General features: G+C 62.3%; 17 protein-coding genes. 11 read left to right on the forward strand and 6 right to left on the reverse strand.

Features of this window, described 5'->3' with window-relative positions:
• Nucleotides 1-3,369, reverse strand: a complete 3,369-nt coding sequence (locus ACFQ6Y_RS16395; protein ID WP_378634572.1) for a serine hydrolase — start codon at nt 3,367-3,369, stop codon at nt 1-3.
• Nucleotides 3,370-3,423: 54 nt separating this feature from the next.
• Nucleotides 3,424-5,034: an ABC transporter substrate-binding protein gene (locus ACFQ6Y_RS16400; protein WP_378535338.1), complete on the reverse strand. Its 1,611-nt coding sequence runs from the start codon at nt 5,032-5,034 to the stop codon at nt 3,424-3,426.
• 162 nt (nt 5,035-5,196) lie between these two features.
• Between ACFQ6Y_RS16400 and ACFQ6Y_RS16405 the strand changes: the two genes are divergently transcribed.
• From ACFQ6Y_RS16405 to ACFQ6Y_RS16425, 5 genes are all read left to right on the forward strand, one after another.
• Entirely contained in the window at nt 5,197-6,357 is a 1,161-nt protein-coding gene (locus ACFQ6Y_RS16405) for a pyridoxal phosphate-dependent aminotransferase (RefSeq protein WP_378634575.1), read from the forward strand.
• Nucleotides 6,358-6,421: 64 nt separating this feature from the next.
• Nucleotides 6,422-7,027 (forward strand): TetR/AcrR family transcriptional regulator, encoded by a 606-nt coding sequence (locus tag ACFQ6Y_RS16410; RefSeq protein WP_378634579.1) that lies wholly within the window; start codon nt 6,422-6,424, stop codon nt 7,025-7,027.
• A gap of 55 nt (nt 7,028-7,082) precedes the next feature.
• On the forward strand, nt 7,083-8,504 hold the full coding sequence (gene purB, locus ACFQ6Y_RS16415; RefSeq protein WP_378634584.1) for an adenylosuccinate lyase: 1,422 nt from the start codon (nt 7,083-7,085) through the stop codon (nt 8,502-8,504).
• Between the two features lie 66 nt (nt 8,505-8,570).
• Nucleotides 8,571-8,984: an HIT family protein gene (locus tag ACFQ6Y_RS16420; protein ID WP_378634587.1), complete on the forward strand. Its 414-nt coding sequence runs from the start codon at nt 8,571-8,573 to the stop codon at nt 8,982-8,984.
• A gap of 55 nt (nt 8,985-9,039) precedes the next feature.
• Nucleotides 9,040-10,428 carry a DUF1254 domain-containing protein gene (locus tag ACFQ6Y_RS16425; RefSeq protein WP_378634592.1) on the forward strand — a complete coding sequence of 463 codons (1,389 nt, stop codon included), beginning with the start codon at nt 9,040-9,042 and terminating at the stop codon, nt 10,426-10,428.
• A gap of 42 nt (nt 10,429-10,470) precedes the next feature.
• On the opposite strand, the gene fes is transcribed toward ACFQ6Y_RS16425, so the two are convergent.
• Nucleotides 10,471-11,706: an enterochelin esterase gene (fes, locus tag ACFQ6Y_RS16430; protein WP_378634598.1), complete on the reverse strand. Its 1,236-nt coding sequence runs from the start codon at nt 11,704-11,706 to the stop codon at nt 10,471-10,473.
• A 66-nt stretch (nt 11,707-11,772) separates the two neighbouring features.
• Here fes and fepB point away from each other — a divergent pair, with 66 nt between their 5' ends.
• The 3 genes from fepB to ACFQ6Y_RS16445 all read left to right on the forward strand — a co-directional run bounded on the left by fepB (nt 11,773) and on the right by ACFQ6Y_RS16445 (nt 14,853).
• Entirely contained in the window at nt 11,773-12,768 is a 996-nt protein-coding gene (gene fepB, locus ACFQ6Y_RS16435; RefSeq protein ID WP_378634603.1) for a Fe2+-enterobactin ABC transporter substrate-binding protein, read from the forward strand.
• 148 nt (nt 12,769-12,916) lie between these two features.
• Nucleotides 12,917-14,194: a sensor histidine kinase gene (locus tag ACFQ6Y_RS16440; protein WP_378634608.1), complete on the forward strand. Its 1,278-nt coding sequence runs from the start codon at nt 12,917-12,919 to the stop codon at nt 14,192-14,194.
• Entirely contained in the window at nt 14,191-14,853 is a 663-nt protein-coding gene (locus ACFQ6Y_RS16445) for a response regulator (protein ID WP_378634612.1), read from the forward strand. Before ACFQ6Y_RS16440 ends, ACFQ6Y_RS16445 begins: the two co-directional genes overlap by 4 nt.
• A gap of 92 nt (nt 14,854-14,945) precedes the next feature.
• Here ACFQ6Y_RS16445 and ACFQ6Y_RS16450 read toward each other — a convergent pair whose 3' ends face one another.
• Nucleotides 14,946-15,878 (reverse strand): tyrosine-protein phosphatase, encoded by a 933-nt coding sequence (locus tag ACFQ6Y_RS16450; RefSeq protein ID WP_378634615.1) that lies wholly within the window; start codon nt 15,876-15,878, stop codon nt 14,946-14,948.
• A 249-nt stretch (nt 15,879-16,127) separates the two neighbouring features.
• Here ACFQ6Y_RS16450 and ACFQ6Y_RS16455 point away from each other — a divergent pair, with 249 nt between their 5' ends.
• The 3 genes from ACFQ6Y_RS16455 to ACFQ6Y_RS16465 all read left to right on the forward strand — a co-directional run bounded on the left by ACFQ6Y_RS16455 (nt 16,128) and on the right by ACFQ6Y_RS16465 (nt 20,322).
• Nucleotides 16,128-17,162: an ABC transporter substrate-binding protein gene (locus tag ACFQ6Y_RS16455; protein ID WP_378634617.1), complete on the forward strand. Its 1,035-nt coding sequence runs from the start codon at nt 16,128-16,130 to the stop codon at nt 17,160-17,162.
• Between the two features lie 155 nt (nt 17,163-17,317).
• Entirely contained in the window at nt 17,318-18,211 is an 894-nt protein-coding gene (locus ACFQ6Y_RS16460) for a phosphoribosylaminoimidazolesuccinocarboxamide synthase (protein ID WP_050655449.1), read from the forward strand.
• Nucleotides 18,208-20,322 carry a S9 family peptidase gene (locus tag ACFQ6Y_RS16465; RefSeq protein WP_378634620.1) on the forward strand — a complete coding sequence of 705 codons (2,115 nt, stop codon included), beginning with the start codon at nt 18,208-18,210 and terminating at the stop codon, nt 20,320-20,322. The genes ACFQ6Y_RS16460 and ACFQ6Y_RS16465 overlap by 4 nt, the downstream gene beginning before the upstream one ends.
• 44 nt (nt 20,323-20,366) lie before the next feature.
• Here ACFQ6Y_RS16465 and ACFQ6Y_RS16470 read toward each other — a convergent pair whose 3' ends face one another.
• Nucleotides 20,367-21,056 carry a response regulator gene (locus ACFQ6Y_RS16470; protein ID WP_003945570.1) on the reverse strand — a complete coding sequence of 230 codons (690 nt, stop codon included), beginning with the start codon at nt 21,054-21,056 and terminating at the stop codon, nt 20,367-20,369.
• Nucleotides 21,053-22,639 carry an ATP-binding protein gene (locus ACFQ6Y_RS16475; protein ID WP_378634624.1) on the reverse strand — a complete coding sequence of 529 codons (1,587 nt, stop codon included), beginning with the start codon at nt 22,637-22,639 and terminating at the stop codon, nt 21,053-21,055. The genes ACFQ6Y_RS16470 and ACFQ6Y_RS16475 overlap by 4 nt, the downstream gene beginning before the upstream one ends.
• Nucleotides 22,640-22,748: the final 109 nt, after the last annotated feature.

The following is a 22,748-nucleotide window of genomic DNA, read 5'->3' on the forward strand; positions in this document are numbered from 1 at the left end:
TCACGCGTTGACCCGTGGTAGGAAGCGGAATCCGACGTACACGCCGTCTCGGTGCGGCCGTACCGTCGTCCAACCGGCGGCCCCGGGTTGACGGGTGGTCCAGGTTCCCGGGATCTGTGACGGTACGAGAGTGGCTACCGTTGCAGGCTTCTTCGGAGCTGTTTCGTCTTCCTCGGGATTCGGGATGACGTCGCCGATGACGGTGATCACGGCTTCGTCAGCGGACTCTCCACGACGGAACTCGATTGCTATTCCGCCCGAGCTGTACTTACCCAGAACCGAATCCGGAATCGACTCCACACTCGCGGGGTTCGGGGCCAGGGCTTGCGGAGGTTCGAGTCCGACCAACGCGGCCGCGGCTTCGGTGAAGAGATCGCGGTAGAGGCCGTCTGCTTTGCCGCCGCTGGTCAGCAGCGCGATCGCGACATTGTGGCGGGGGAAGATACGCAGATAGGCATGCTGCCCGATGGTGCTGCCGTCGTGCCCGAAAATTTCTTCGCCCGACCAGGTTTCGTGGAACCAGCCCAAGCCCCAACCCGACTTGTCCGGGAACAGATCGCTGATGTCGATCTCGGGTGTACGCATCGCGGCGGCCGATTCCTCCGACACGATCCGCACGCCGTCGACGCTCTGTCCTTCGAGGAGTCCGAGTTCGGCGAACGTGAGTAGATCTCCGATGCTGGCAGTGATGCAGCCGGCCGGCCCCATCGAGCGCGTGATCGGCCAGACGGGCATCACGACAGAGTTTCCCGTATGTCCTGCTGCCACAGAGTATCTCGGAGCATCTCCGGTCAACGTGAGTGTGTGCTCGAGGCCGAGCGGATCGATGATCCGTTCCTTGAGGATGTCGTCCCAGATGCCGCCGCGAAGAACCTCGACGATACGAGCTGCAAGGACGTACGCGGAGTTCGAGTACGCGAAGCCGTCCTCGAGGGGATGAACCTGACGGAAGTCGCGCAGGCCCTCGACGTAGCGTTCGACGACGTCGTCTCCGCGACCCTTGTCGATGAAGAGGTCACCGTCGATTCCGTTGCGATGGTTCAGAAGTGCGCGAACCGTGATGCGGGCGGCTGTTTCCTCGTCTTGCAGTGCGAAGTCGGGCAGGATCGACCGGACGGTTGCGTCCAGGTCGAGCAAGCCCTCGTCGACCAGCTGCATGACCAGCATCGCGGTCCACACCTTGGTGATGGATCCGATCTGGAACAGGGAGTCGGTGGAGACCTCGACCCCGGTGTCTGCATTGATCACGCCGGAAGCCACAGTCGTCCGGGTGATTTCCTTACCGCTGGAATCGAGTGTGAGAATACCGAATTGAGCACCGGTGACGCCGTAACGCTCACAGAGTACGTCCAGTGAACGCTTCCATGCATCGGCTCCGGCAGACGCGTTGGCAAGGCCGGTCTGGGGCAGCTTCGCCGAGGTGTATCGCTTCACCCACTCGATGAGCCGTGTGCTGTAGTCGATTCGGTGTGCGATCGAGCCGTTGACGAGGAAACCGTGGCTTGCGCCGGGATACGCCACCAGACGGGTGGGGACATGCTGCTGGCGCAGCGCGGCGAACCAGGCCTCGGCTTGACCCAGCGGGCACCGCTCGTCCGACTTTCCGTGCAGGATCAGCGTCGGAGTCACCACGTTCTTCACGGAGGCGAGGGGCGAGGCAGCCAGGAGTTTGGCGGAGTTCTCGGGGACAGTCGTTCCGGTGGCCAGTGAGGCGAGGTGCGGACCGAAATCGCAGACTCCGGCCATGGCGTTGAAATCGCAGATCAGCCCGCCGGCCACAGCCGCGGCAAAGCGATCGGTCTGTGAGGTGAGGTGGCAGGTGCTGTATCCGCCGTAGCTGTACCCGGTGATCGCCAGTCGGTCCCCATCGACAAGTCCTTCGGCGACAAGAGCATCGATCGGCTCGAGGAAGTCAGCTTGGTCCGAGGTGCCCCAGGCGCCGTTGACGGCGTACATGAAGTCCTCGCCGTACCCGTCTGATCCACGTGGATTGAGGGTCAAGATGCGCCAACCCTGCGCTGCGAGAACCTGGTGGGCGGGGTGATAGGTGTCGGCAACGCCCGTCCATGCGTTGTGCGGCCCACCGTGAATGTCGAGCAGAAGTGGTGCGGCGCCATCGGTTTCGGGAGCGGACAGCAACCAACCGTGTACGGTACGGCCGTCGGAGATGGTGAACTCGCGTTCCTCGGCGGCAAACAGTGTCACTTCGGGGAGTGCTTCTGCGGTGAATTTCGTCAGCGTGGTGACAGCGCCGCTGTCCAGATCGACGAGTGCGACCTCACCGAAGGACTGCTGCGTGGTGACGATGACGGAGGCGACGCGCGCATCACGGGCAACGGAGAGCGCCGCGACGACCTCGTTGGGATTGGCGACGAGGGAGCGGGAGGTGCCGGTTTCTATGTCGACGGCGTACAGATGCGTCCATCCGCGATCGCGCAGGCAGAACACGATCTCGTCGCCGGTGTTCGACAGTGCCGGTGTGCCACCGGGGTAACCGGGTGCGCCGGGCATCACGTTGCGATCGAGATGAGCGGTGAGGGTGACGTCGACCGGTGTCTCGATTGGGCCGGGGACTGACAGACGGATCAGGTCTGCAGTTCCGACACGGACCTCGGGGGTGCCGATGGCGACAACCGAATCTCCGTTCGGGTGCCAGAGCGTCGAGCCCTGCACCCCGGTGGCGTGGCCGAGTTGCTGCGGCGGAACCGACAGATCGTCGACGAGGATTCGGTAGGCGCTGAACGTGAGGTTCAGATCGCTGTCCGGTTCAAGATTCGCAGTGAAGGCGAGAGCCTTGCCGTCCGGTGACCAGGACGGAACGTCTGCATTCCAATCACCGTCGGTGAGGCGTCGAACTGCCTTCGTTTCCAGTTCGACGGTGTGCAGGTGGCGCCGGAAGGTTCCGAGCCAACCGGCACCGTCCACCTTGTATCCGAGTCGGTCGGTGACGATGGGCGCGTTCGGATCGGTGGAGTCCGAACGTGAGACCACGGCGGCGAATGCAATGGCTTTTCCGTCCGGGCTCCAGGCCGCTGCGCCGGCACCGAGGGGGAGTGATGCTGCTGTGGTGAGGGTTTCGGCCTCGCCGCCGGCGAGCGGGATCAGGTGCAGCTGCGCGGAGTCTCCGACCTTACGGAGGAAGGCAATCGAGGTTCCGTCCGGAGAGAACCGAGGTGCCGAATCCGCGGGCCCCGCAGTGAGGCGGCGAGCCTGGGAATCGCGGGACACCGCCCAGAGCGATGTAGTTGCCTTTCCGGCAACAATTTCCGAGCGAACGAAGACGACCACGGTGCCGTCGGGAGAGATTGCGGTTTCAGTGGGTGTGACCACGCGGTGGAGGTCGTCGAGAACAAATGGACGGTCAGTCATGTAGATCCTTCGAATCGGAGAAATAGATGCAGACGTAAAGCTTTGTCTTCCGGCTTATTTCAGAACGCGGATGCCAGGGCCGGCCAGGGTGCCGCCAATCGGTGCATACAGGGCCGTCGCGCCGTTGAAGAACATGAAGTTCGGCGATGTGGACACCGGAATGACGTCGGACGAGGTGAACAGTGCTTGTTCCGCTTCCTTCCACACCGAGCAGGATTCCTGCCCGGGCAGAACCGAGGCCTTCGCTGCCAGTTCGGTGTACTTCGGATTGTCGATCGATGCGAAGTTGACACCCGACGGTGGGGTGGGGCCGGCGAAGTACGGAACGAAGATGCTGGGGGTGTCGCTCTGGACGGTCAGTCCGATCGAGATCGACCATGACGTCAGGTCTTTTGCCGCGAATGTGTTGGAGATGATGAAGTTGTTGTCACCTCCGCGAAGCTCTACCTTCGCGCCGAGCTCCTGCCACTGTTTCATTGCGTATTCTGCTGCTGCAGAAGTGGTGTCGCGGTAGTTGGCAAAGATGACCGTCAATTGCAGCGTTTGACCGTCCTTGGTCAGGACGCCGTCGGATCCGGGCTTCCAACCGGCGTCCGCGAGAGTCTTCTTCGCCGCGGCCATGTCGAACTTCGGAACTACACCGGTGACGCTGTCGAAGTCGCACGCCCGCGGATCGACTACTGCCAGTGCCGTAGCGCGTGAGCCTTTGCCACCGGTGTTGATGTCTGTGTAATCGTCGAGATCGATCGCCTGCACCAGTGCGGTGCGTACGGCCTCGTCCTTGGTGGGGAGAGCCGCATTGTGGTTGAAGATGAACTGTCCGCTCAGGGTGTTGGACGTCATCGATTCAAGGCCGGAAGCTTCCACACGTTCGATATCCGAGCCGGCAACCGGGGCCGCGTTGACCGTTCCGGTGAGGACCAGGTTCGCCGTCGTCGCGGCGTCGGTCACGACCTTGATCGTGACCGTCTTGGGCACTCCGAGCGTGTCCGATGTGGTTTCGCCGTTCGGTCCCCAGTTGTATCCGTCGCGGCGTTCGAGGGTGACGTGATCGTTGGCCACTACTTCGGTGACTTTGAACAGTCCGGTTCCGTTGCTACTGCCTCGAACACTGGCAGGGTCGTCGAGCGCTGCCTGGCACGCCAACTTGAGAGCGCCGATGCGTTCGAGGAGGAAGGGCGCGGGTTCCGTTGTCTTGATCGTGAGCTCGTCACCGTCAGCGGTTGCTACCGCAGTTTCGGGTACGGATGCTCCCAACCACGGCGAGCCGTTGGTCTTGTCGACGACCCAGTTGATGTTGTTCGCTGCGGTCTGGGCAGTGAAGGTCGTGCCGTCTTCACACGTGATCCCCTTTTTGAGGGTGAAGTTCAGCGAAGTTCCGTTCTCGCTCCATTTTTCGGCCAGATACTGGCCCGCTGCGCGGGTTTTGGGGTCGATGGCCAACAACGAGTCGTTGGTATAGCTGTTGATCGCCTGCGTGGCAGTCAGATTGGTGATCAGGGGATGAAGGTTCCCGGGGTCGGTGTTCACGATCGTCGTGAAGCTGCCGTCCTTCGCGTAATCGCCGGAAGAATTGCCGCCAGGATCAGAGGTGCTTCCGCACGAGGCAACCGTGAGAACGCCGATCGTGACCAGAGCCGCGGTGGGCACTGAGCGAGCTTTCATCTGATGCACCTTTTGATCGAAGGATGTCGTTGATCAATGTTGCGCGAGTGACGTGGCCCAGGTCTCGTTGAATCGACTCATGCTGAGTGCCTGAATCTGTCGGATCGTCACAATGGGTGGTCGTCGTTTCTTGCCGCACCACGGTTCGGCTACCGTCGGAGTGTGCGCTCAGAATCTCGTCGATCAGATATCCAGACCTTCCATGTCATGGATGTATGGAAGGCCGCGACCGAACGTCAGCGGACACATGGTGACGTTCTGACGTTGGCTGCCGGTCAACCGTCGACGCCCGCTCCCGCACCGGTACTACGTGCGACGCGAGAGATTCTCGGCACCGAACTACTCGGATACACCGAGACTTTCGGGATCCTGCCGCTGCGCGAAGCTATTGCGCGCTACCACAGTGAGCACTCGGGAATCGCCGTCGACGCCGAAGACGTGGTGGTGACGACCGGTTCGTCCGGGGCGTTCACCTTGCTCTTCCTCGCCGCGTTCGACGAGGGCGACACCGTGGTGGTTGCTCGCCCCGGATATCCCGCGTACCGCAATACCCTTGCCGCTCTCGGCTGCAACGTCGTCGAACTCGACTGCGGGCCGGCAACTCGATACCAGCCGACGGTGGAAATGCTCGAGGCTTTGCCGTCGCCGCCTGCCGGTCTGATCGTCGCCAGCCCCGCAAATCCCACGGGCACGGTGATCTCGCCCGAGGAGCTCGCTGCATTGGCGACGTGGTGCGAGCAGCACGGCACCCTTCTGATCTCGGACGAGATCTACCACGGCATCGGGTACGGCGATCAGCACACGTCGAGCGCCTGGGAGACCTCGCGCGAATCAGTTGTGATCGGCTCGGTGTCCAAGTACTTCTCGATGACGGGTTGGCGACTCGGGTGGATGTTGGTGCCGACGTACCTGCGACGCCCGCTGCAGAGACTCGCGTCGAACATGACGGTGTGTCCGCCCGCGATCTCGCAGTACGCCGCGATCGAGGCGTTCTCGGACGAGGCGAAGGTCGAGTTGGACGGACACGTTCAGCGATACGCCGTCAATCGTGAACTGCTGTTGACCGGACTGCCGAAACTGGGCATCACGGAGTTGGCCCCTGCCGACGGCGCGTTCTACGTCTACGCGGATATCGGCCATCTGTGTGGCGACGAGGGCGCCACCGCGTGGTGTGCGCGGTTGCTGACAGATATCGGGGTCGCGTTGGCACCCGGAATCGATTTCGACACCGTCCACGGAAACCGGATGGTCAGACTTTCGTTCGCGGGTGCGACAGCCGACATCCAGGAGGCGCTGATTCGCCTCGAGAAGTGGCTCGGGTAACAAACAGCAGGGTCTTCGAGCTGTTTCGCCATGCGGAGGTGCCCTCTGCTGGCACGATGTCGTGGTGTCTTCTGCAGCTACGCCCAAGGGCGAACGACGTCGCCAAACTCTGGTGGCGTCCGCTGCTGAACTATTGCTGGAGGGCGGGTTCGACGCCGTTCGTCACCGAGCGGTGGCAACCAGGGCCGACCTTCCACTGGCTTCGACGACGTACTACTTCGACTCACTCGACGATCTGATCGCGTGCGCCGTCGAGCTCAACGGCAACGCCGACATGGAAGCAATGCGTGCCAGAGTGGCTGCGGTGACCCAACGTCGGCGGGGCGCCGAATCAACGGTCGAACTGTTGGTCGAACTGCTGCTCGGCGACGAGGAGAAGCGTCCGGAGAGCCGCGAGCGTTTGATTTCGCGCTACGAACGATTCGTCGCGTGTGCCCGTCATCCCGCACTTCGTGACGTGCAGTTGCGCCTACGCGCCCAGCTCGACGACCTGTTGACCGATGCGCTTCGACGCTCGGGCCGCTCGGCTCCCGAGGGGCAACTGCGTCGTCTCGTCGCGATGGTCGACGGCGCGATGATCACGGCTCTGGGGGAGTACGACCCGGACCCACGGGGGTTGGCCAGGGGAATGCTCTTGGAATCGATCGACGTGATGGCGCCGCCGGTCTAGCTCGGTCTCTATCGGGGGTAACAGCACTGCTTGGCCCCCGTTAGACTGAGGCCTCGTGAGCCGCATCCCGAATGTCCTTGCCAACCGTTACGCCAGCCCTGAGCTTGTCGCTCTGTGGTCTCCCGAGTACAAGATCGTGCTCGAGCGTCAATTGTGGGTGGCGGTGTTGCGTGCGCAGGCAGAGTTGGGCATCGACATTCCGGCCGACGCCATCGACGACTACGAGCGCGTCATCGACAACGTCGACCTCGAGTCCATCGCGGACCGCGAGCGGGTCACCCGCCACGACGTGAAGGCGCGCATCGAGGAATTCAATGCACTCGCCGGTCACGAGCAGGTCCACAAGGGCATGACCAGCCGTGACCTCACCGAGAACGTCGAGCAGCTGCAGATCGTGCGTTCACTCGAACACGTCTACAACCACGGCATCGCCGTCGCCGCCCGCCTGGGTGAGCGCGCTGCCGAGTACACGTCCATCGTGATGGCCGGTCGCTCACACAACGTCGCAGCTCAGGCCACCACCTTGGGCAAGCGTTTCGCTTCGGCCGCCGACGAGCTGCTGGTTGCGCTGACACGTCTGCGCCAGCTGATCGACCGCTACCCGCTGCGCGGGATCAAGGGCCCGATGGGTACCGCCCAGGACATGCTCGATCTCCTCGACGGCGATGCGGCCAAGCTCGATCAGCTCGAAGCGAAGGTCGCCGCGCACCTCGGATTCGCGCACGTACTTACCAGCGTCGGCCAGGTGTACCCGCGTTCCCTCGATCACGACGTCATCTCCGCGCTCGTCCAGGTCGGTGCGGGCCCGTCGTCGTTCGCACACACGATCCGCCTGATGGCCGGCCACGAGCTGGTAACCGAAGGCTTCCAGCCCGGCCAGGTGGGCAGCTCGGCGATGCCGCACAAGATGAACACCCGCTCGTGCGAGCGCGTCAACGGACTGCAGGTGATCCTGCGCGGATACGGCTCCATGGCAGCCGAGCTCGCGGGTGCACAGTGGAACGAGGGCGACGTCTTCTGCTCCGTCGTGCGTCGCGTCGCTCTGCCGGACGCGTTCTTCGCGATCGACGGCATGTTCGAGACCTTCCTGACCGTCCTGATCGAGATGGGTGCCTACCCGGCCGTCATCGAGAAGGAACTGACGCGGTACCTGCCGTTCCTCGCCACGACGCGCGTGCTGATGGCTGCCGTGCGCGCCGGCGTCGGACGCGAGACCGCGCACGAGGCGATCAAGGAGAACGCCGTCGCAGTTGCACTCGCGATGCGTGAAGAGGGCAAGGAGCCCGATCTGCTCGATCGCCTCGCCGCCGACGACCGTCTGCCGCTCGACCGCGCCGCACTCGACGAGGCTCTGGCCGACAAGGCAGCCTTTGTCGGCGCCGCGTCTGCTCAGGTCGACGCCGTTGTCGCCGAGGTCCGGAAACTTGTCGACGCCAACCCCGAAGCTGCGGCATACGCGCCGTCGCCGATTCTGTAAGGGCTACGCCCCCGTGCGCCTTTCTGGTAGTCACCACTACCAAAAAGGCACACAGGGGCGGAGACCATGAACTGCATCTTCTGCTCCATCATCGCCGGTGAGGCCGAGGCGAGTGTCGTCTACGACGACGCGAATGTCCTTGCCTTCATGGATATCCGGCCGTTCACGTCCGGTCATCTCCTGGTCGTGCCCAAGCGTCACGCCAGCGGATTGTCCACGCTCGATGCCGACGACGGTGCCAGGATCTTTGCGGTCGCGCAGAAGATCGCCGCGGCGATGCGTATTGGGTCTCTCCCCATCGACGGAGTGAATCTGCACCTCTCCGACGGAGCAGTTGCGGGGCAGGAAGTCTTCCATGTTCATCTGCACGTCATTCCGCGAAATCGCGGCGACGGCTTCGGCCTGCGCGCACTACCTCGCACACCTAATCGGGCAATTCTCGACAGCACGGCAGCTGTCATTCGCGACGCACTGAACTAGCGGTTCACCCGGCGCGGGTGATTCGCGCCGAGGTTTCTCCCCGCACCATCTGGTTATGGCCGACATCGAACTGACGTATTCCTCCGGAGTTGTCCCCAGGGACGGAGAGCTTCCCGCTCGCGAAAACATCGCAACGGTGTTCGACGAACTCGACTTCCAGACAGCAGTGCAGGCGTACTTGTGGGCCATCCCCATCGTGTCCTGGGCGCAGTGGATGGACGTGCATACCAACATCTTCGGAGCAACTGCGTCCGATATCGTCGTCTACCGCTCCTATCGTGACCGACTAGGCCTGATCACCGCCAACGCGACGACGCCGTACATCTTGAATTTTTTCGATCTCGGTACGACGGGTCCGTTGGTGATCGAGTTGCCGCCGGGGCCGACCGCGGGGGGCATCGCAGATTTCTGGCAACGAGAATTCGCGGTGCTCGGTGAGATGGGCCCCGATGCAGGCAATGGCGGCAAGACCCTGGTAGTCGGCCCAGGCCAGAGTGCCGAGGACACAGGTGAATACACCGTTGTCCACTCCCCGATGATGCACATCATGTTCGGCCTCCGCACGCTCGATCCCGACCCGGTGCGCTCAGGTGAGTTGGTCGACGCTGTCCGGGTGTACCCCTACTCCGATCGCGAGAATCCGACTCCCACACGACTGGTCTCACCGGACGGCAAGCCCTGGAGCGGAATTCAGCCGCGGGACCTTCGGTACTGGGAACTTTTGCACGACATCGTGCAGGACGAACCTGTCGAAGAGCGCGACCGGTTCCCGATGGCGTGGCTTCGGCAGTTGGGGATGGAGAAGGGCAAACCGTTTGCCCCGGATGATCGCTTGCGGAAGATCTTGCAGCGGGCAGTCGAAGTGGGGGAGGTGTTCGCTCAGGCGAATGCGTTCGTCAAACGCTTCCCCGGTTCGCGCTACTGGCCGGATCGTCAGTGGGACTTGGCGATTGTTCTGGACAACTCCGCTCAGCGAGGCGGCAACTATGACGAGTTCTACGAACGCGCGTCGTGGTTCTACGAGGCAGTCAGCTTCTCCAAGGCGATGAAGAGTACGACGCCTGGACTCGGTCAGGCATATCTGGGTAGTTACTCCGACGCCGACGGCAACTGGTTGGACGGCGGAAACAGCTACACACTCCACGTACCTGCCGATGTCCCGGCAAAGCTGTTCTGGTCCGCGACGGTCTACTCGATCGACACGCGGTGCCTGATCGACAACGAACAAGGGCGAGGCGACCGTGGCTCGCGAGATCCCGATCTTGTTGTCAACGACGATGGTTCGGTAGATCTCTACTATGGACCGACCGCTCCGGAAGGGAAGGAATCCAATTGGGTTCAGACCATTCCGGGTCAGCACTGGTTCTCGTATTTCCGCTTCTACGGACCTCTCGAACCTTATTTCGATCGAACGTGGAAACTGGGTGACATCACGGCGGCCTAGATCGCACGCACCCAGATCACATGCCCTGAGATCGTACCTATTTCACGGACTGCCGATCAGTTCGACGACGGAGTCCAGAAGAACACTGCGCCAGCACAACCAGTCGTGGCCACCGTCGAAAATTCGGTACGACACTTGCGCTCCGGCTGCCTCCAGCGCCCTGGCGACGGCTGCGCTGTGCCCGACCATGTCGGCCTCGTGCTTACCTACTTCGAGGACAACGCGTAAGCCGTCCGGTGCGCCGTCGCGCTCGACGCGTGCGGCTATGTCTCCACCCGGCGGACCGTCCTCCCCGCGCTTCAATCCGGTCGGCCACCAGAATGAACCGGATCCACTGGCGACCAGCGCGAAGTGTTCGGGAAACTCGAGTGCTGCGAACATCGAGGCCAGTCCGCCGAAGCTCTGCCCCGAGACCACGTTTCGCATTCGATCAGACGAGAAGGGTGTGACGGCGCGTACTTGCGGGAGTAGTTCGTGGACGACTGCGCTCCAGTATTCGCGGTTGCACGGCAATTCTTGCGAACGGCGTTGATTGTCAACGGAATCGATAGCCAGCAGAACGCAGGATTTCAGCTTGCCGGTCTGGACCGCACGATCGAAGGCGGCGCCGGCAGGCATGACCTCGGCCCAGTGGCGCCCGTCGAGAAGTATCACGAGTGGACGTTCTTCGAGAGGTGTCAATCCGTCGTCGACGGTCTCGTAGATCCACACCGGCCGCTCGACGCTCAAAGTCGAGCTGTTCCAGTCGACCCGCACGAAATTCCTGAAAGCCGGAGCATCCCAGCCGAACTGGACCGGCGCTGAGGGCATCTCGGCGACGGAACGTCTTGTGTCCACGCCCGCGGAGAGCGGATTGAGTGGGTCGGCAATGCGGTGTTCGAGCAGCCCCAACCAGCGGGTGCGGCGGGTCGTGTCCTCCTTGCCTGCTCCCGGATAGTCGAACTCGTCGACTACGGACTTCGGTACCGGGATGATGCTGTAACTGCTGCGCCAGGTGTTCGAGACTTCGGCGGTGTAGAACCACACCGGACTGTCGCCGATCCGCTGCATGACGCTCAGTTGTTCCGCGTGATGGTCGGTCAGCGAATTTGCATCCAGGTAGACGCGCTCGATCTCCGTCTCCTCGGGCTGACGCCAGAAGAAGGTGACTCGAACAGTCTGTGTATCAACACTTTCGATGACGGGCGTGCCCTGTTGCACTATCCGATTCCAGGACGTCTCGATGTCGGGCGAGGCCGCGAGGGTAGCGGACAATTCAGTCACCGCCTGAGTTAGCATGAGCGCAGCCTAACCTAATTTGATGGGCTTTTGAATTCGAGGAGTGGTCCGCCAGTGGGCGTCACAATGAAAAAATCGCGCACCTTGAAGGTGCTCGCCGCAGTCTTGGTGGCAGGGTTCGCCCTCGTCGGGTGTAGTTCTGCGGATGCCGATTCCGATTCTGATTCGGCTGCATCGCAGGGTAATTGGCCGCGCACGGTGGAGACACCGAAAGGGCCGGTGGAGATTACGTCGAAGCCGGAGAGGATCGTCTCGACCAGTGTGACGCTGACAGGCACGCTGTTGTCGATCGACGCACCGGTGGTCGCTACCGCATCGACTGGACCGAATACCGACGTGTCGGATGCGCAGGGGTTGTTCACACAGTGGGGCGGCATAGCAAAAGAACGCGGACTTGCCGTGTTGCCAATGGGCGGCGCGAATGCGGAATCCGTTCTGGCTCAGAATCCGGACCTGATCGTCGTCTCGGCGACAGGAGGCGACTCCGTCGTCGATCTGTACGAACAGTTCACGGCCATCGCTCCGACAATCGTGGTGGACTACGGCGGAAGCAGTTGGCAGGAAGTAGCCGCTGTGCTGGGCGAAGCGACAGGTCTCGAAGACAACGCCTCGGCCACGGTCGCGAAGTTCGACAGCGCAGTAGAGGCCGCCAAGGCCAAGATCACACTTCCCCCCCAGCCGACCACTGCGCTGGTCTACTACGAGGACGGCAGCGGCGCCAATATCTGGACGCACGAGTCCGGGCAGGCGAAGTTGCTCACGGCGATGGGTTTCACGGTCGCCGACATTCCCGAGTCTGCGAAGAGCAGTGAATCCATGGGTAAGCGCAAGGACATCATTCAGGTCTCGGCCGAGAACCTCTACGACGGTATGGCGGGCAACACCCTGATCTTGGTCAGCGCCGACGACGGTGCGGTGAATGCGGTCGAGGCACTTCCCCTGTTGGCGCAGCATCCGGCAATTCGTGATCACCAAGTCTATGCCGTGGGACTCGATACCTTCCGTCTCGACTACTACAGCGCAACCAACATGGTGAACCGCTTGGTCGAGCAGTTCAGCTGATCCATAAGTACTAGTACTTTTGCCCTCGAACTAGTCCTTTGGTTGTAGCCGAGAATCGAACATTCCCTTCACGTTCGCCGAATGTGGGACCAAGTGGTGCGCGCATGCCACCATGAACGTCAATCATCGGATGCGGAATGGGGAGTGGATGTTCGACTCGGCTGGTCAGTATGTCTCGGGGCAAGCCCTGGCATCGCGAGGGTGGGGACGTTTCAACCTGAACAACCCGGCTACAGCGGCCGTGATCGTGGGCCTGCTGAGTGTGCCGTGGGTGTTCGGTCTCGCCAGTCTCAAGACTGAACCCGAGACGAGCAATCGAGTGCTGAGCGATCCGGGAACCGTCGTCGGCATCATGGGTTTCCTGACGGTGTTGACCGTGGTGGCGTGTACGCGCCGTCGGTACCCGATCGCGTACTACCTCCTGACGTTGGCAGGATCCGGCGGATTGATGCTCTTCCTCGGGAGTCGATCACTCGGGGCCACGCCGCTTTTCTGGTTCGCGATCATGGCAGTGTCCATCCGGGTGACAGGCATGCGCCTGGTCGGACTGCTGGTCCTCGGAATGGCGATGGACGTGATCTTGGCGATGTATCTCACCGAGCGGGACGGGCTGACGGTCGCAGAGGTTCAGGTGGGGGAGTTGCCCCACCTGTTCCTCGAGCCGGCGGCAAACACCGTCACGAGTTTTCTGGTCGTCGCCGCCATGGGAAAGATCGTCGCGCGTCTGCGAAAGCAAGCAGTGGAGAACAGTCAGGCGGTAGCGGATCTGCACCGGGACCGCGAACGCAAGATCGCGAATGCCGTTGTCGCCGAACGGCAGGACATGGCACGTGAGTTGCACGACGTCGCGGCTCACCACATGACCGGCATGATCATCCAAGCCCGTGCCGCCGACAAGTTCTTCTCGAGCAATCCCGAACAAGCGCAAGCCCTGCTGGGTGGCGTCATCGAGCAGGGTCAGCGGGCCCTCAACAGCTTGCGGCAGATCGTGGGGATCCTTCGCCTGGGCGAAGAAGACCCCGACTTCCCGACGCCCATGGTCTCCGACATCGACGAGTTGGTCGATGACTGCAGGCGCACCATCTCGTCGATCTCGTTGGAGAAAGTCGGCCGCTTCGACGACCTGGACAGCGGAGTTCAGTTGACGTGCTACCGCATCGTGCAGGAAGCCTTGTCGAACGTCCTTCGCCATGCGCCGGGCAGTGAGTCCAAGGTGTGCCTGAGCCGGGAAGCCGGCGCGGTGAGGGTGCGGGTGATCAATACTCTCGGAAATTCTCGCCCGGCCTCCGACGGGCAAAACCTCGGAATTGTGGGAATGCGCGAACGCGCGACGCTCATGGGTGGTCAACTGGACGCCGGACCGAATTCGGAAGGTGAGTGGGCTGTGCAGGCACTGGTGCCGGTGAACGGGAGGATCAACGCATGATCGATGTCCTTATTGCGGACGACCAGCAGGTGGTGCGGCAGGGGTTCGAGCTGTTTCTCTCCGGGCACCCCGAGATTCGCGTCGTCGGGCATGCCAAGACGGGAGTCGAGGCGTACGAGCAGGTGCGTGCACTGCGTCCGGATGTCGTACTGATGGATATCCGAATGCCGCACGGCGACGGGTTGACTGCGACCAGGGAGGTTCTTGCCGAGTTTCCGGCGACCCGCGTCATCGTGATCACCACGTTCGATCTCGACGAGTACGTTTTCGAGGCGCTAGACAGCGGCGCCGCAGGGTTCTTGCTCAAAGACGCCGATCCAGAAGAGCTCTCGTCGGCCGTGTTGACCGTCGCCGAGGGTGGCTCGGTGCTTTCACCGAGATTGACGTCGAGACTGATCGTGGAGTTCGCGAGGCGCAAGCCGGTACCGATGTCCTCAGCGCGCTCCGGATCGGATCACGGTCTCAGCGCGCGTGAAATGGATGTGGTGCAGTTGCTGTCACAAGGCTTGGGGAACAACGACATCGCAGATTCCCTCAGCCTCGAGCAGAGCACGGTGAAGTCGCACATCAGCAACATCTGCAAGAAGCTACAGGTGCGAACCCGGGTGCAGATCGTCATCTGGGCGTACCGAAACAACGTGATCGCCGTATCTCGCTGACGCACGGGACGCTGCGCATCCGGCACGGCACGGGCAGAGAAGCACAGTGCCCCGGGTTCGGTCCCTCGTCGAACCCGGGGCATCTGTGTCGCTCAGCCCAGCAGTTTGGCTTTGAGCGTCATGACCGTCGCCTCGCTCAGGCCCAGACCCTCGGTCAGATAGCGATCGACCGACCCGTAGGTCTGGTCCAACTGGGCGAGGCCGGCATCGAGATAGCTTGCCTCGACACCCAATAGAGGCTCCATGTTGACGGCCATCTGCTCGCCCAAGCTCGCCGCGATGCCCGCGCGCGTGGCCTTCATGCCCTCGGCGGTGTACTCGTTTGTCAGCAGGTAGTCGTTCACGATCACCGAGCGGTCGACGCCGGCGATGCTCAGTAGCAGAAAGGACGTCCAGCCGGTGCGGTCCTTACCTGCAGTGCAGTGGAAGACCTGTGCACCTTCGGTTTCCGCGAGGCCGGTCAGCAACTGCGCGAACCCGGCTCGCTCCGTCGCTCCGGTGACGAAGGCGCGGTTCATGTCCTGCATCATCGATCGTGAGTCCTCGGGGGACTTGATCTTCGCGACCATCTCGGCGATGTTCCCGGACAGGATCGGAATGTTCTCGTACGCAACACCGTCGGGCAGGACGTCCGGCTTGCTGGCGATCTCGGGTGCCGTGCGCAGATCGTAAACCTTTGTCAGTCCAAGCTTTTCGAGAACGCTCATGTCATCGCCCTTGGGCGTGATCGCGTTCGCGCGGTAGAAGACTCCCTTGTTCACGGGCAGACCGAAAGTTCCCGAGTATCCGGCGCCGGTGCCTGCGACATCGCGGAAGTTGTCGATCCCGGTCAGCCGGGGGGCATCTGGAGTTTGCTCGGCACTGCCGAAGCTGCTGGAGCCTAGATCCAGTGAGCCGAATTGTGGAGCCGAGGGGGCAGGTTCGGCCTGTGCGATCGAGGCGCCGAAACCGGTGAAGAGAAAGCTACTGGTCAAGGCAATGGCCGCGGCAGACCGTAGTGAGCAGGTGCGCGTGGATCGGGACATGTGTGAGCCCTTCGTCGAGCGGTGAGAGTGGCGAGTCGATGAGGTATCGCGAAGGCAAGGTAGCGAGTTCGAGTGTCCGATTCGAGAGGAATCTTGCTTTGCTCCCTCTCAGTGGGAGGCGTGCTGCTCTGAGCGTGAGCGGCTCGGGAGGCGCAGTTCATTCCTCGAGACCTGTGTTTGTGCAAACTCTCGCCGCCCTGATATTGGTTAGCCTCACCAAATCATTCCGGAGTAGTCCGGTGCGTTCAGATGGAGTTCAACATGCGGGTTCAAGGTCTGTCGCGGTTTCGCCGCGCAGTGGTGATCGGTGCAGCAGCTGCGCTGGCGGTCGGCGTCGCCGGCTGCAGCAACTCGGAGGAGGCGTCGTCTGAATCGTCCACGACAGCCGCGAGCTCGCAGACCCGTGTCTTCGAAGCACAAAACGGATCCATCGAGATCCCGAGCGACCCGCAGCGGATCGTGGCCTGCGGATACGCAGTTCTGCCGCTGATTCAGGCGGGAGCGAACCTGGCTGCGGTATGTGAGTGGACCCGTGAACTCGGCAACATGGACGACAAGACCAAGGCCGCTTACGAAGCTCTGCCCAAGGTCGCGCCCGACGGCAACGTCTCCCAGCTCAACTACGAGGGAATCGTCGCTGCCGAGCCCGATCTGATCATCATGGGCGTTCCCGCTCGAGTCGAAAGTCAGTTGGACATGGCTCAGCTCGAGGCTGCTGCTCCGGTCGTCTTCCTGGGGCCGACGGTTCCCGCTGATTGGCGAGTGCTGGGCGAGCAGTTCGCCGACGCCGCCAATGTTTCCGACACCTACGGTGAGTTCAAGGGCGAGTACGACGCTCGCACCTCCGAATTGGCCGCGAAGTACAAGGACAAGCTCGGCTCGGTCACCTTCGGAGGCGTGTGCAACGTCTGCAAGCCCGAGGCTGGAACGTTCTCCCGCGAGTACGCGTCTTCGTACACAACCAACCTCTTCGACGGACTCGGCCTGCAGTTTCCCGGCACCCCTGCCGACCCGGCTGACGTCCACGTCGAACAGGTATCCATCGAGAAGATCGGCGAGAATCTCGGAAATGTCGACGTGATCGTCTACGGCCTCAACGCCGACGGCTCGATGTCTCCGCAGCTTCAGGAACTGGTCAATTCCGAGCTGTGGAAGGAACTGCCCGCAGTGAAGGCCGGCAACGTCGTCCAGGTTCAGCATTCGTTGGCAGCGACCTATCAGACGGCACTTCTGACGCTGGATTCGATCGACGAGGGCCTGTCGAAGCTGCCCGCAAACCAGTAGTTCATCGACTGTGACGGTGGCCTCTCGCCCAGTGGCGAGAGGCCACCTGCATATCCGGATGAGCAGGGCGGACAGCTCTCCGAACGGCGAGGACGCTTACCTGTCCCGGCTACCGGGGTTCTGTACGAACTGCGAACGCCCGATAGGGTGACCGGGTGCGTCCTACACTTGATTCCTACACTCATCTGGCCGGTGGCAAGGTCCGTGACCTTTACACGATCGACGACGAGCATCTGCTGCTTGTCGCGAGTGATCGGATCTCGGCCTACGACCACGTGCTCAGCACACCGATCCCGGACAAGGGCCGCGTTCTCACCGCGATGAGCGTGTTCTTCTTCAACGTCCTCGGTGGCACCAACCATCTGGCCGGTGAGCCCGACGACGATCGCATCCCGGAAGAGGTGCTCGGCCGGGCTCTCGTCGTGCGCTCCCTCGACATGGTTCCCGTCGAATGCGTCGTCCGTGGCTTCCTCACCGGCTCCGGCCTGGTCGACTACAACAACACCGGCGCAGTGTGCGGCGTCGCGCTGCCCGAGGGCCTTGTCGAGGCGTCGCGGCTGCCCGACCCGATCTTCACGCCGGCGTCCAAGGCGGCTCTCGGCGATCACGACGAGAACATCAGCTTCGAGCAGGTAGTGGAGAAGGTCGGCCTGAAGCTGGCCGTGCAGCTTCGCGAGGACACTCTCGACGTCTACGCCCGCGCCTCCAACTTCGCGGCCGATCGCGGAATCATCCTCGCGGACACCAAGCTCGAATTCGGTCTCGACTCCGCTGGAAACCTCGTGCTCGCCGACGAGGTGCTCACCCCCGACTCGTCCCGCTACTGGCCCCTCGAAGGTTACGAGGCAGGCAAGGTGCAGCCCAGTTTCGACAAGCAGTTCGTCCGCGACTGGCTCACGAGCCCCGAATCCGGTTGGGATCGAAGCTCGGACACGACTCCGCCGCCGTTGCCGCAGGAGATCGTCGATGCGACTCGCGCACGCTACATCGAGGCGTACGAACGCATTTCCGGGTTGTCCTTCGACGATTGGGTCGGTCCCAGCGCATGAGCCTCGTCCCGCCGGTCGCAAAGAAGGTCCCCACCGAACGTACCCATCACGGACACACGTTCGTCGATGACTACGAGTGGCTGCGGGACAAGGACAATGCCGAGGTAGTCGCGTACCTCGAAGCCGAGAACGCGTACACCGACGAGCAGACAGCCGCTCTCGAGCCGTTGCGCGAGAAGATCTTCCAGGAGATCAAGTCGCGGACGCAGGAAACCGACATGTCGGTACCCACACGCATGGGCAAGTGGTGGTACTACTCGCGCAGCGTGGAAGGCAAGTCGTACACCGTCCAGTGCCGGTGCCCCATTTCCGGTGAGGACGACTGGACTCCGCCCAACCTGACGCCTGGCGTCGAGCTGGCCGGCGAGCAGATCCTCATGGACGGCAATGTCGAAGCCGAAGGGCACGAGTTCTTTTCACTCGGCGCGTTCTCCATCAGCGAGGACGGCACGTTGCTGGCGTACTCGGTCGACATCGTCGGCGACGAGCGGTACACCTTGCGGTTCAAGAACCTCGAGACCGGCGAAATGCTGGCTGACGAGATTCCCGACACCGCACCCGGTGCCACCTGGGCAATCGACCACAGTCACGTCTTCTACATGACCGTCGACGACTCCTGGCGTCCGGACACCGTGTGGCGTCACAAGCTGGGAACGCCGCAGAGCCAAGATGTTTCGGTCTTCCACGAGCCCGACGAGCGTTACTGGGTATCCGTCGGTTCGACTCGCAGCGAGAAGTACCTGATGATCTGGGTCGGGTCCAAGGTGACCAGCGAAGGCTGGATGCTGGAATCGGCGAATCCGGAAGGCGACTTCCGCGTCATCATCCCGCGTCGCGAAGGCGTCGAATACGGGGCCGAACACGCGGTGATCGGGGGAGAAGACCGCTTCCTCATCCTCCACAACGACGTCGTCGACGGAGTCAAGGCCGAGAACTTCGTGTTGGTGGAAGCTCCGGTATCGGATCCGACGAACATGACGACGCTGATCGAGCACAGCGCCGACGTTCGGCTGGAAGAAGCCGAAGCCTTTGCCGGACACCTCGTCCTGAGCTACCGCCGCGAGGCTCTCACTCGTGTCGCTGTGTGGCCGTTGACGGCCGACGGCTACGGCGAACGTCACGAGATCGACTTCGACGAAGAACTCTTCAGCATCGGAATGGGGTCCAACCCGGAATGGGCGCAGCCCACCATCCGGCTCGGCTTCACGTCCTTCATCACGCCCGGGCAGGTGTACGACTACTACGTCGCCAGTGGTGAACTGGCGCTGCGTAAGTCGCAGCCCGTTCTCGGTGACTTCGATGCAAGTAATTACGAGCAGCGCCGCGACTGGGCAGTGGCCGACGACGGCACCCGCATTCCGCTCTCGATCGTGAGGCGCATAGGTGCACCCGAAGGTCCCGCGCCGTTGTTGCTGTACGGCTACGGTTCCTACGAGGCGAGCATCGACCCGTCGTTCTCGGTTGCGCGGCTGTCGTTGCTCGATCGCGGTGTCGTTTTCGTGGTCGCACACGTGCGCGGCGGCGGCGAGATGGGCCGTCACTGGTACGAAAACGGCAAGACGCTCACCAAGAAAAACACCTTCACCGATTTTGTGTCTTGCGCAAAGCATTTGATCGACACCGGTGTCACAGCCGCTGATCGTATGGTTGCCGACGGTGGTAGTGCGGGTGGACTGCTGATGGGCGCTGTCGCCAACCTCGCTCCGGAACTGTTTGCCGGCATTCTCGCCAATGTTCCGTTTGTCGACCCGTTGACGTCGATTCTCGATCCGTCGCTGCCGTTGACGGTCATCGAGTGGGACGAATGGGGGGATCCGCTGCACAACAAGGATGTCTACGACTACATGCGCTCGTACAGCCCGTACGAGAACGTGGAAGCCAAGGACTATCCCGCGATTCTCGCAATCACGAGCATCAACGACACCCGTGTCCTGTATGTGGAGCCGGCCAAGTGGGTCGCAAAACTGCGGGCCACGAAGACCGGTGACGCTCCGCTACTTCTCAAGACGGAGATGAGCGCCGGACACGGCGGTGTCAGCGGTCGTTACGAGAAGTGGAAAGAGGTCGCGTTCGAGTTCGCCTGGGTGCTGGACACCGTGGGCGCGAACTAGCTTCTGTATCAATCAGGTTCGGTGACTATCAGGTTCGGTGACTCTCAGGTTCTGCGGTAACGAACCTGAGGGCGCCCAGCGCGCCCGTACTCGGTCTCCCGGGTGAGCATGCCGTCGTCTGCCAGTTTTTCGAGGTAGCGCCAGGCTGTCACCCGGGACACTCCGACCGAGGCTGCCACCTCTGCCGCAGTCACAGGACCTTCCGAATCCCGGACGGACGCGGCGACGAGTCCGAGCGTTTGAGACGCAAAGCCTTTCGGTGCCGCTGCTCGATCGTCGGACGTTCGCAGTGCGGACATCGCGCGGTCGATGTCGTGCTGGCTGACCGCAGACTCTCCGGCGGGAAGCGCTGCACGATATTCGAGGTAGCGCTCGAGCTTGTCGCGGAACGCTGCGAAAGTGAACGGCTTGAGGAGATAGAGGACGATCCCACGAGCCACGGCGCTTCGAACCACCTCGAGATCTCGCGCCGAGGTAACCGCGATGATGTCCGGACTCGGGCGCAACCCACCGAGGGCGGAAGCCACGTCGAGGCCGCTGGCGTCGGGCAACCCGATGTCGAGCAGGACCAGGTCGATGGGCTGGTCGGTGGCGTTGGCCGCCGTAACTGCACGCACGGCGGCGTTCCCGGAATGAACCACACCGTGGACCACGAACTCAGGCACGCGCTCGACGTAGGAACGGTGCGCCTGCGCGATCAACGGTTCGTCGTCGACTATCAGGACGCGAATCATCGGGGTGCTTCCGCTTCGCGCAGCGGGATGCGGACCACCAGCATCGAGCCCATCGCCGGTTCACTGGACAGCGTGCCGCCGTGCCGTTTCACCACTTGAGAGACCAGGGCGAGTCCGAGTCCGCGAGAGCCGGATTTTGTGGAGTAGCCACGGCCCTTGGCCTTTTCGAGAGCTTCGGGTGTCATTCCCGGGCCGCTGTCGGCGACGGCAACAACCATCATCGAATCCTCTTCCATTACCGTCACTTCCACCCACGGAGACTCGCTCGCGCGTGATGCGTCAATAGCATTGTCCACGAGATTGCCGACCAGCGTGACCAACTCGCGTGCATTGAGTGAAGGCACCGGACCGAGTGCGGTGTCTTCCGTGATGGTCAGGTCGACCCCGCGTTCGGCCGCTTCGCTCATTTTTCCGAGCAACAGTGCGGCCAGCGCCGGCTCGTGAACCGCATTCATCAGACGATCGATCAGCTGCTGAGACACCCGCAATTCGTTGGTGGCGAAGGCCACTGCGTCTTCGTTTCGCCCCAACTCGACCATCGTGATAATCGTGTGCAGACGATTTGCGCTCTCGTGCGCTTGCGAGCGAAGCGACTCGGCAAAACTACGCACCGAATCCAATTCTCCGAGTACGTTCTGAAGTTCGGTGTGATCGCGAATTGTCAGCACGGTGCCAATTCTGTTGCCCTCCCACTCAACCGGGTGTTGGTTGACCACCAGCACACGCTTGTCGGTGAGGTGCACTTGATCCTTGGCGGGCGATGCGTCGTCGACTCGCAAGGTCTCGGGGATGGACGAAAGCGGGACAGGTCCTTCCGGCAGGTCGAGGAGTCGACGTGCTTCGTCGTTGACGATGTCCACTTTCGCGTCCTTGCCCCGGCCTTGGCCGATCACCACCAAACCCTCACCGATGCTGTGCAGGACGGCGTCGTGGTGCTCGAACATGGTGCGGAGTTCGTCGGGAGCCATGCCCAGGGTCTGTCGCCTGATGCGCCGACTCACCAGAAGCGAACTCAAGAGCGCGGCAAGAAGACCGCCGGCAGCAACGAACAGGATGACCGGAACACTTTGGGCGAACTGCTTGCTGATCTGTTCGCGGGTGACACCGGCAGAAACCAGACCGACCAGGGTTCCGCCGGAATCGTAGACGGGAGTGACTGCGCGGATCGACGGCCCCAGCGACCCGGCGTACGTCTCCGTGAAGGTCGCGCCGGCGAGTGCGCGGTCGATGTTCCCGGTGAACAGTTGACCGATCAGTTCCGGGCTCGTGTGGGTGAACCGAGTGCGATCCGGCGCCATCACCACGATGAAATCGACGCCAGTTGCCTGTCGGATTTTCTCGGTCTGTGGTTGCAGAATCGCGGTCGGGTCTGCACTCGTGAGGGCTGCCGCCGTCGAATCCGACAGGGCGAGAGTCTGCGCTATCGAGCTCACCTGCCTGCGGATCGCGTCGTCGCTGTCTCGGCGTTCGTCGACAACTGCGAGCGCGGCCCCCACGCCGATGACCAGCGCCAACAACGCCAATTGCAGGATCAGGATCTGCCTGGCGACGCTCATACGTCGGCCGGTCTTTCGTTCGACCATCGAGCGCCTCCTGAACGTAATGAACACAAACTTCCGGGCCCACCTGTTTGCAACAAGAATTCTCCACGACTCGAAGTGATCCCGATCACTTCACAGATATCCGATCCAA

The sequence above is a fragment of the Rhodococcus sp. NPDC056516 genome (assembly GCF_042794655.1).
Lineage (GTDB): Bacteria > Actinomycetota > Actinomycetes > Mycobacteriales > Mycobacteriaceae > Rhodococcus_F.

What these genes read in the sequence shown, in the direction of transcription:
- ACFQ6Y_RS16395 (WP_378634572.1), bottom strand. Translation starts at nt 3,369, where the DNA reads ATGACTGACCGTCCATTTGTTCTCGACGACCTCCACCGCGTGGTCACA.
- ACFQ6Y_RS16400 (WP_378535338.1), bottom strand. Translation starts at nt 5,034, where the DNA reads ATGAAAGCTCGCTCAGTGCCCACCGCGGCTCTGGTCACGATCGGCGTT.
- ACFQ6Y_RS16420 (WP_378634587.1), top strand. Translation starts at nt 8,571, where the DNA reads ATGAACTGCATCTTCTGCTCCATCATCGCCGGTGAGGCCGAGGCGAGT.
- ACFQ6Y_RS16425 (WP_378634592.1), top strand. Translation starts at nt 9,040, where the DNA reads ATGGCCGACATCGAACTGACGTATTCCTCCGGAGTTGTCCCCAGGGAC.
- fes (WP_378634598.1), bottom strand. Translation starts at nt 11,706, where the DNA reads ATGCTAACTCAGGCGGTGACTGAATTGTCCGCTACCCTCGCGGCCTCG.
- fepB (WP_378634603.1), top strand. Translation starts at nt 11,773, where the DNA reads ATGAAAAAATCGCGCACCTTGAAGGTGCTCGCCGCAGTCTTGGTGGCA.
- ACFQ6Y_RS16440 (WP_378634608.1), top strand. Translation starts at nt 12,917, where the DNA reads ATGTTCGACTCGGCTGGTCAGTATGTCTCGGGGCAAGCCCTGGCATCG.
- ACFQ6Y_RS16445 (WP_378634612.1), top strand. Translation starts at nt 14,191, where the DNA reads ATGATCGATGTCCTTATTGCGGACGACCAGCAGGTGGTGCGGCAGGGG.
- ACFQ6Y_RS16450 (WP_378634615.1), bottom strand. Translation starts at nt 15,878, where the DNA reads ATGTCCCGATCCACGCGCACCTGCTCACTACGGTCTGCCGCGGCCATT.
- ACFQ6Y_RS16455 (WP_378634617.1), top strand. Translation starts at nt 16,128, where the DNA reads ATGGAGTTCAACATGCGGGTTCAAGGTCTGTCGCGGTTTCGCCGCGCA.
- ACFQ6Y_RS16465 (WP_378634620.1), top strand. Translation starts at nt 18,208, where the DNA reads ATGAGCCTCGTCCCGCCGGTCGCAAAGAAGGTCCCCACCGAACGTACC.
- ACFQ6Y_RS16470 (WP_003945570.1), bottom strand. Translation starts at nt 21,056, where the DNA reads ATGATTCGCGTCCTGATAGTCGACGACGAACCGTTGATCGCGCAGGCG.
- ACFQ6Y_RS16475 (WP_378634624.1), bottom strand. Translation starts at nt 22,639, where the DNA reads ATGGTCGAACGAAAGACCGGCCGACGTATGAGCGTCGCCAGGCAGATC.